The organism is Bradyrhizobium sp. (assembly GCF_017881085.1).
Lineage (GTDB): Bacteria > Pseudomonadota > Alphaproteobacteria > Rhizobiales > Xanthobacteraceae > Bradyrhizobium.
This window is the reverse complement of sequence record NZ_JADGRI010000277.1, coordinates 1-7,474: the sequence shown is the minus strand read 5'-3', so window position 1 is coordinate 7,474 and position 7,474 is coordinate 1. Positions and strand designations below refer to the sequence as shown.

At 64.3% G+C, this 7,474-nt stretch carries 9 protein-coding genes; 8 read left to right on the top strand and 1 reads right to left on the bottom strand.

Annotated elements, in window-relative coordinates; all coding sequences use genetic code 11:
- From phnC to phnE (QZ213_RS21675), 4 genes are all read left to right on the top strand, one after another.
- The coding region (phnC, locus tag QZ213_RS21690; RefSeq protein ID WP_291688144.1) for a phosphonate ABC transporter ATP-binding protein at positions 1-671 on the top strand (671 nt) is incomplete at its 5' end.
- A gap of 89 nt (positions 672-760) precedes the next feature.
- Positions 761-1,699 (top strand): phosphonate ABC transporter substrate-binding protein, encoded by a 939-nt coding sequence (phnD, locus tag QZ213_RS21685; protein WP_291688143.1) that lies wholly within the window; start codon positions 761-763, stop codon positions 1,697-1,699.
- Between the two features lie 71 nt (positions 1,700-1,770).
- A complete protein-coding gene (gene phnE, locus QZ213_RS21680) occupies positions 1,771-2,655 on the top strand; it encodes a phosphonate ABC transporter, permease protein PhnE (protein ID WP_291688142.1) in 885 nt (294 codons plus the stop codon).
- Positions 2,652-3,500, top strand: coding sequence for a phosphonate ABC transporter, permease protein PhnE (phnE, locus tag QZ213_RS21675; RefSeq protein ID WP_291688141.1), 849 nt, complete (start codon positions 2,652-2,654; stop codon positions 3,498-3,500). The genes phnE (QZ213_RS21680) and phnE (QZ213_RS21675) overlap by 4 nt, the downstream gene beginning before the upstream one ends.
- A gap of 7 nt (positions 3,501-3,507) precedes the next feature.
- Here phnE (QZ213_RS21675) and phnF read toward each other — a convergent pair whose 3' ends face one another.
- Positions 3,508-4,236 (bottom strand): phosphonate metabolism transcriptional regulator PhnF, encoded by a 729-nt coding sequence (gene phnF, locus QZ213_RS21670; RefSeq protein WP_291688140.1) that lies wholly within the window; start codon positions 4,234-4,236, stop codon positions 3,508-3,510.
- 146 nt (positions 4,237-4,382) lie between these two features.
- Here phnF and phnG point away from each other — a divergent pair, with 146 nt between their 5' ends.
- From phnG to QZ213_RS21650, 4 genes are read left to right on the top strand one after another with little or no spacing between them, the layout of a single operon-like run.
- Positions 4,383-4,844 (top strand): phosphonate C-P lyase system protein PhnG, encoded by a 462-nt coding sequence (phnG, locus tag QZ213_RS21665; RefSeq protein ID WP_291688145.1) that lies wholly within the window; start codon positions 4,383-4,385, stop codon positions 4,842-4,844.
- Positions 4,845-4,848: 4 nt separating this feature from the next.
- Positions 4,849-5,457 (top strand): phosphonate C-P lyase system protein PhnH, encoded by a 609-nt coding sequence (phnH, locus tag QZ213_RS21660; protein ID WP_291688139.1) that lies wholly within the window; start codon positions 4,849-4,851, stop codon positions 5,455-5,457.
- Between the two features lie 3 nt (positions 5,458-5,460).
- Positions 5,461-6,564 (top strand): carbon-phosphorus lyase complex subunit PhnI, encoded by a 1,104-nt coding sequence (locus QZ213_RS21655; RefSeq protein WP_291688138.1) that lies wholly within the window; start codon positions 5,461-5,463, stop codon positions 6,562-6,564.
- Entirely contained in the window at positions 6,561-7,445 is an 885-nt protein-coding gene (locus QZ213_RS21650) for an alpha-D-ribose 1-methylphosphonate 5-phosphate C-P-lyase PhnJ (RefSeq protein WP_291688137.1), read from the top strand. Before QZ213_RS21655 ends, QZ213_RS21650 begins: the two co-directional genes overlap by 4 nt.
- Positions 7,446-7,474 lie beyond the last annotated feature (29 nt).

Below are 7,474 nucleotides of genomic sequence, written 5' to 3'. Positions count from 1 at the left end.
GCCTCGCCGAGCCGACCTCGGGACGAATCCTGTTCGACGGCGTCGATGTCACGGCGCTGCGCGGCAGGGAGCTGCGGCAATGGCGTGCCCGCTCGGCGATGATCTTCCAGCAGTTCAACCTAGTCGGACGCCTCGACGTCCTGACCAACGTACTGATGGGGCGGCTGTCCGAAATTCCATTGTGGCGCTCGCTGGCGCAGCTCTGGCCGGAGGAGGACCTCGCGGTCGCGATGTCGGCGCTGGAGCAGTTCGATATGGCGGCGTTAGCGGCGCAACGGGCCGACCAGCTCTCCGGCGGCCAGCAGCAGCGCGTCGCGATCGCGCGCGCTTTGGTTCAGGAGCCCGACATCATCCTGGCCGACGAGCCGATCGCCTCGCTCGATCCCCGCAACACCCGCATCGTGATGGACGCGCTGCTGCGCATCAACAAGCACTTCGGCATCACCGTGATCTGCAACCTGCATTCGCTCGATCTGGCGCGGACCTATTGCGACCGCCTGATCGGGATGGCTTCGGGCCGGATCGTGTTCGACGGCGCGCCCGCGACCCTGACCGAACATATCGCGCGCGAGCTTTACGATCTCGAGGCCAACGAGGTGATGGGCACCGCGCCGGCGCAGGATGCCGGCGATTCAAGAATTCCGGCTCTCGGCACCGCAGCCGCGGCCTGAGTATTGCGTCATAGCAACCAACGCGTTCCGCGGAACACCGCAAGCGAAACGGCGTCAACACAAGCGTTCAACCCAGGAAAGAGGGCGTCATGATCAATCGTCGGACACTAATCGCAAGCGCAGCCATGCTGGCATTCACCGCCACCGCCGCCTCCGCGCAGGAATGGAAGACAAAATATCCGGAGATCACCTTCGCGGTTGTTCCAGCCGAGAACGCCTCGGGCGTTACCGAGCGCTGGACGCCATTCGTCGGCTATTTGTCAAGGGAACTCGGCGTGAAGGTCAATCTGCGTATCGCCAACGACTACGCGGCGGTCATTGAAGGCCAGCGCGCCGGCAATATCCAGATTGCGAGCTACGGCTCGGCGTCGTTCGCCCGCGCGCGGCTGACAGGGGTCAAGACCGACGCCTTCGCCAACGACATTAATAAGGACGGCAGCACCGGCTACTATTCGATGTTCTTCGTAAAGGCGAGCAGCCCTTACAAGTCCATTGACGAATTGAAGGGCAAGAACCTCGGGCTGGTCGATCCAAACTCGACGTCCGGCAACAACGTGCCGCGCTTCGAGCTCGACAAGATGGGGATTGCGGATGCGGACACATATTTCGGCAAGGTCGTCTTCACCGGCAGTCACGAAAACGCTCTGCTGGCGCTGGCGCAAGGCACCGTCGACGTCGCAGCCAACCAATGGACCAGCGATGACGATTCGACCCTGGCCCAGATGCTGCACAAGGGAATGCTGAAGAATGCGGATGGCACGCCGATGAAGAAGGAAGATTTCCGGATCATCCACAAATCGGCGCCGATCATCAACGGACCGTATGCGTATGGTTCGGACCTTCCCGAGGATATGAAGGCCGCGATCGCCAAGGCATTCTTCGACGCGCCGACCAAGGACAAGGCCGCTTTCGACCGGTTGTCGGACGGCCAGAAGCAGGGCTTCCATCCTGCTACGACCAAGGATTGGGACGCCACCATCGAGCTGATCAGGTTCGTCGACAATCTGCGCAAGAAGAAAGCGTCCTGATCGCAGGTCAGACATGAGAGCCGGGTCGATCTGACCCGGCTTTCTTCCGAGCCGATCACGATGCAGGCGCGATGACCCTCGCCGTCACCATTCTTCCGAGCCAGCAATTAGCCGCGCTCAACGAAGCCTATCGCAAGGCCGTGGCGCGCAAGCGTTTGCGCCTTACGCTGGGCGCGGCAGTGTTCTTCGCAGCCCTTCTCGTCGCTTCTGTCGGGGCGGAAGTGAACTTAAGGACGTTCTTTACGTATTTTGGCAATTTCATCAGCTATTTCGATCGCCTTCTCACGCTTGAAAATGGCAGCCGGGTCTGGACCGACATTGGCGAGTGGTTCTGGGGCTGGCCAAAATGGCTTTGGCTGCTTGGCGAGACCATCCTGATCAGCTATGTCGGCACGCTGTCGGGCGCGGTGCTGGCCTTTGGGCTGAATTTTCTGGCGGCGGAAAACACCGCGCCGGCGCCCTGGCTGCGCGTCGTGGTCAAGCGGCTGATGGAATTCTGCCGCACGGTTCCCGATATTGTCTTTGCGCTGATCTTCGTCATCGCCTTTGGCCTCGGTCCGATGGCGGGCGTTCTCGCCATCACCATCCACACCATCGGCGCGCTCGGCAAGCAATATTCGGAGATGGTCGAGAACATCGACATGAAGCCGGTCGAAGGGGTTCGATGCACCGGCGCCGGCTGGATATCGTGCATGCGCTTTGCGGTGCTGCCGCAGGTGGCGGCGGGCTTCGCCACCTACACGCTGCTGCGCTTCGAGATCAATGTGCGCGGCGCCTCGGTAATGGGCTTCGTCGGCGCCGGCGGCATCGGGCAGGAACTGCTGGTTGCGATCCGCAAGTTCTATTATTCCGATGTCAGCGCGATCCTGCTAATGATCGTTCTCACCGTCTTTGTCATCGATATCGGCACCGGATGGATTCGTGGCCGGCTGTTTGGCAGGGGCAGCCACGCATGAGCAGATTGCCGGCCCCGGACACCGAAGGTCTGTACGCACGGCATCCCGGAGTGTTCGACCGGCCGCTGTCGGCGCGGCTTGCCACGCCGCTGATGCTGCTCGGAGCATCGGCGATCTTCATCTTCGGCCTGGTACATCTCGGTTTCTCGCCGGCGCGGATGCTTGCGGGCCTGCACCAGCTCGGCTGGATCACGATGATGATGATCCCGCCCGATCCCGGCGCCTCGCTGCCGCTTTATCTGAAGGCGCTCGGCGAGACCCTTTCGATCGCGCTGTTGGGCACCACGCTGGCCGCATTGTTCGCGCTGCCGGTCAGCCTGCTGGCGGCGAAGAACATCGTGCCCTCCAACATCTTCCGCTTTCCGGTGCGCCGTTTCCTCGATTCGATCCGCGGCGTCGATACGCTGATCTGGGCGCTGGTCTGGATCAATGTCGTCGGCCTCGGTCCCTTTGCCGGCGTGCTGGCGATCGCGGTGTCGGATTTCGGCGCGTTCGGTAAATTGTTCTCCGAGGCGATTGAAGGCGCCGATCACAAGCAGGTCGAGGGCATCCGCGCCTCCGGCGGCAACGCGCTGCACGAGATCCGCTTCGGACTGATGCCGCAGGTATTGCCCGTGATCGCGGGGCAGGTGCTGTATTTCATCGAATCGAACACGCGTTCGGCGACCATCATCGGCATCGTCGGCGCCGGCGGCATCGGCCTGCAACTCGCCGAGCAGATCCGCGTGCTGGAATGGCAGAAGGTGTCGTTCCTGATCCTGATGATCCTGGTGGCGGTCGCCGCCATCGACTGGATCTCCAGCAAGCTCCGTTTTGCGATCATCGGCCGGCGCGCGATCGTCTAAAACGCAATCAGGCGTTCTCCACCACGAACTCGACGCGCTCCGCGGCGAAGCGCGAGCGCTTGGTCGCGAGCGGGGTCCCATCGGCGTCGACGTCGGTGCTGTCGACCACGAGCACCGGACGCCCCAACGCAAGGTCGAGCCGCGCCGCATCGGTGGCGTCCACAATCGATGCCGTGACGCGGGTCGCGGCCCGCCGATAGTCGCGGATGCCGTAATGCGCCAGCAGTTTTGTCATCGAGCGCATGCGTTCATAGACCCGCGCCGAGTCGGGAAAGCGCTCGGCGCCGAGCCAGATGGTGCTGACGCAGATCGGCGTGCGATCGGCCAATCGCAGCACTTCGATCCGGATCAGCGGCGCGCCGGTCTTTAGGGCCAGCAGCCGCGCCAGTTCGCGGCTCGCGGGTTCCTCGGAGGCGCCGATCAGCCTTCCGTCCGGCGCGCGTCCGCCGGCGCCGACGATCTCCGAGAATCGTGTGCGCGAGCGCAGGGGATAGGCCAGCCTCGGCGCTTCGACATAGGTTCCGCTGCCGCGTTCGGCCCGTACCAGGCCGCGCTCGGCCAGCGTCGCCAGCGCCCGCCGCACGGTGTGGCGGTTGACGCGGTAGGTTTCGGCGATCTCCGTTTCGCCCGGCAGTTTTTCGCCGGCGGCGAATGCGCCGCTGGCGATGCCACGCTCGATGCCGTCGGCAACCTGCCGCCACAGCGCCACGCCGGAGGCTGCGTCCTGAATGCTCATGGCGTGGAAAGGCTCATTGAAGAGCTTGGGAGGGGCATCGGAAAAATCATTCCCTTGTCACGAAACATTCATGGCGCGCCGCTATCAAGTTGTCTATTATCATAGACAACTTGATAGCGGCAAGAGCCGAGTTCGAGAAGGCGGATATGGCGGCAGGCGGCGAAAACGGGAAGCAGAGTCAGCGCCAGGCGGCGATGGCGGTGCTGGCGCATTCGGATGCGGCCGACATTGCCGGCTGCCTCGGCGCGCTCGCGGTGCCCTCTTACGAGGATCTACGCGAGCCGGAGAACGGTCTCGTCATGGTGCGCGGCCGGATCGGCGGCGACGGCGCGCCGTTCAACATAGGCGAGGCCACGGTGTCGCGCGCGGCGGTGCGGCTGGCGAGCGGCGAGGTGGGCTTTGGCTATGCGCTCGGCCGCGACCGGCAGAAGGCGCGGATGATCGCGCTGTGCGACGCGCTGGTGCAGTCGAACGAATTCGCGGACGCGGTGGAAGCAAAGGTGCTGTTGCCGTTGCGCGCGGCCGTGGTCGCCGCGCGAGACCGAAAGGCGCGGGAGACCGCGGCGACGCGGGTCGATTTCTACACGCTGGTGCGCGGGGAAGGCTGAAGCGATGACGACGATTGCCGAACTTCCCGCTGGCTTCGCCGACAAGGTGCTGTCGGCGCAGTCGACGTTCCGCTCGGTGATGGACGCGATGGCGCGCCCCGGAAGTATTCAGCAGATCGCCGTCGCCACGGGGGCGCCTTCGCCGCTGATGCGCGGCTCGGCCGCCATAGCACTGACCTTGTTCGACCACGACACGCCGGTCTGGCTCGACCCCGCGATGTCCGGGACGTCCGACGTAACGAAGTGGCTGAAGTTCCACACCGGCGCGCCTGTCATCGCGGATCCCTCGATCTGCCTCTTTGCGCTGATCGGCGATCCCCGGGCGCTGCCTGCGCTGGATCGTTTTGCATTCGGCAGCAACGAATATCCGGACCGTTCGACCACGTTGATCCTGCAGGTCGAGAGTCTGGCTGATGGATGCGACTTCGAACTGCGCGGCCCCGGCATCGCCGGCACGGCGGTGTTGCAGGCCACGATCGAGCCTGCCGATCTGTTCGACCGGCTGGCCATCAACGCTGCGCTGTGTCCGCGCGGCATCGACGTCGTATTGGTGGCCGACGATGCCATTGTCGCGATACCGCGTACCACGCGGATTGCCGCAAAGGGAGATTGAGACATGTATGTCGCCGTCAAGGGAGGCGAGCGCGCCATCGAGAACGCCCATCGGCTGCTGGCGCATGAGCGCCGCGGCGATCCCGGCGTCGCCGAAGTGACGCTCGATCAGATTTCCGGACAGCTCAGCCTCGCCGTCGACCGCGTGATGTCCGAAGGCTCGCTGTACGACCGCGAGCTCGCGGCGCTCGCGATAAAGCAGGCGCGCGGCGACATGATCGAGGCGATCTTCCTGGTGCGGGCTTTCCGCGCCACCCTGCCGCGCTTCGGCGCCACCGAGCCGGTCGATACCGGCCAGATGCAGGTGCGTCGGCGGATCTCCTCGACCTTCAAGGATATCCCGGGCGGCCAGATACTGGGCCCCACCTTCGACTACACCCATCGGCTGCTGGACCCGCAGCTCGCCGAGGGGTTTGTGCCGGAACCGCCCGCGACCGCGGACGCATCTTCCGCGGCAATGCCGCGTGTCACCGACATTCTCGGCCGCGATGGCCTGATCGAGCCTTCGCCGGAAGCCGCTGCCGATACGCCGGTCGGCGACCTCACGCGCGAGCCGCTGAGTTTTCCCGCCGACCGCGATCTGCGGCTGCAGAATCTGGCCCGCGCCGACGAGGGATTTTTGCTGGCGCTGGGCTACTCGTCGCAGCGCGGTTACGGCCGCAATCACCCGTTCGCCGGCGAAATTCGCTTCGGCGAAGTCGAGGTGGAGTTCTTTGCCGAAGAAGTTGGCTTCGCGGTGCCGCTCGGCGGAATGGCGCTGACCGAATGCCAGATGGTCAACCAGTTCAAGGGCTCGGCCACCGAGGCGCCATGCTTCACCCGCGGCTACGGGCTTGCCTTCGGGCAGAGCGAGCGCAAGACCATGTCGATGGCGCTGGTCGACCGCGCGCTTCGCGCCCGTGAACTCGGCGAGGAAGTTGCAGCACCCGCCCAGGACGAGGAGTTCGTGATGTCGCATTCCGACAATGTGCAGGCGACCGGTTTTGTCGAGCATCTCAAGCTGCCGCATTATGTCGACTTCCAGTCCGAACTCGGCCTGTTGCGCAAACTGCGCAAGGAGTTTGAACAGGCCGATCGCCTGCCTGACCTGCGGGAGGCCGCGGAATGAACGCGCCCGCCTACAACTTCGCCTATCTCGACGAACAGACCAAGCGGATGATCCGCCGCGCCATCCTGAAGGCGATCGCGATCCCAGGTTATCAGGTGCCGTTCGCCAGCCGCGAAATGCCGATGCCCTATGGCTGGGGCACCGGCGGCGTGCAGGTGACGGCGGCGATCCTCGGTCCAACAGATGTGCTGAAGGTGATCGACCAGGGCTCCGACGACACCACCAACGCGATCTCGATCCGAAAATTCTTCGCCAAGACCGCGGGCGTCGAAACCACGACCTCGACGGCGGATGCGACCGTGATCCAGACCCGGCACCGGATTCCCGAAGCGCCGCTGCATGCCGGCCAGGTGCTGGTCTATCAGGTGCCGATCCCGGAACCCCTTCGGTTCCTCGAGCCGCGCGAGACCGATACCCGGCGCATGCATGCGCTCGGCGAATACGGGCTGATGCACGTCAAGCTCTACGAGGACATCGCGCGCTTCGGCCACATCGCGACCTCCTATGCCTATCCGGTGAAGGTGAACGCCCGCTATGTGATGGACCCGTCGCCGACGCCGAAATTCGACAATCCCAAGATGGATGATTGTCCGGCGCTGCAACTGTTCGGGGCGGGCCGCGAGAAGCGCATCTATGCGATCCCGCCGCACACCTCCGTCAAGTCGCTCGACTTCGAGGATCATCCCTTCACGCGGTACCGCTTCGACGCGCCCTGCGCGCTGTGCGGGGCGGATGATTCCTATCTCGACGAAATCGTCACCGACGACCAGGGCGGGCGGATGTTCGTCTGCTCCGACACCGATTATTGCGCAACCCGGCAGGCCCAGGGCCATCGCGGCACCGAGAGCGCGGCTCCGCACAAGGAGGGCGCGCATGGCTGAACATGATAACGATCAGCCGCTTTTGGTGG

What these genes read in the sequence shown, in the direction of transcription:
- phnD (WP_291688143.1), top strand. Translation starts at nt 761, where the DNA reads ATGATCAATCGTCGGACACTAATCGCAAGCGCAGCCATGCTGGCATTC.
- phnE (WP_291688142.1), top strand. Translation starts at nt 1,771, where the DNA reads ATGACCCTCGCCGTCACCATTCTTCCGAGCCAGCAATTAGCCGCGCTC.
- phnE (WP_291688141.1), top strand. Translation starts at nt 2,652, where the DNA reads ATGAGCAGATTGCCGGCCCCGGACACCGAAGGTCTGTACGCACGGCAT.
- phnF (WP_291688140.1), bottom strand. Translation starts at nt 4,236, where the DNA reads ATGAGCATTCAGGACGCAGCCTCCGGCGTGGCGCTGTGGCGGCAGGTT.
- phnG (WP_291688145.1), top strand. Translation starts at nt 4,383, where the DNA reads ATGGCGGCAGGCGGCGAAAACGGGAAGCAGAGTCAGCGCCAGGCGGCG.
- phnH (WP_291688139.1), top strand. Translation starts at nt 4,849, where the DNA reads ATGACGACGATTGCCGAACTTCCCGCTGGCTTCGCCGACAAGGTGCTG.
- QZ213_RS21655 (WP_291688138.1), top strand. Translation starts at nt 5,461, where the DNA reads ATGTATGTCGCCGTCAAGGGAGGCGAGCGCGCCATCGAGAACGCCCAT.
- QZ213_RS21650 (WP_291688137.1), top strand. Translation starts at nt 6,561, where the DNA reads ATGAACGCGCCCGCCTACAACTTCGCCTATCTCGACGAACAGACCAAG.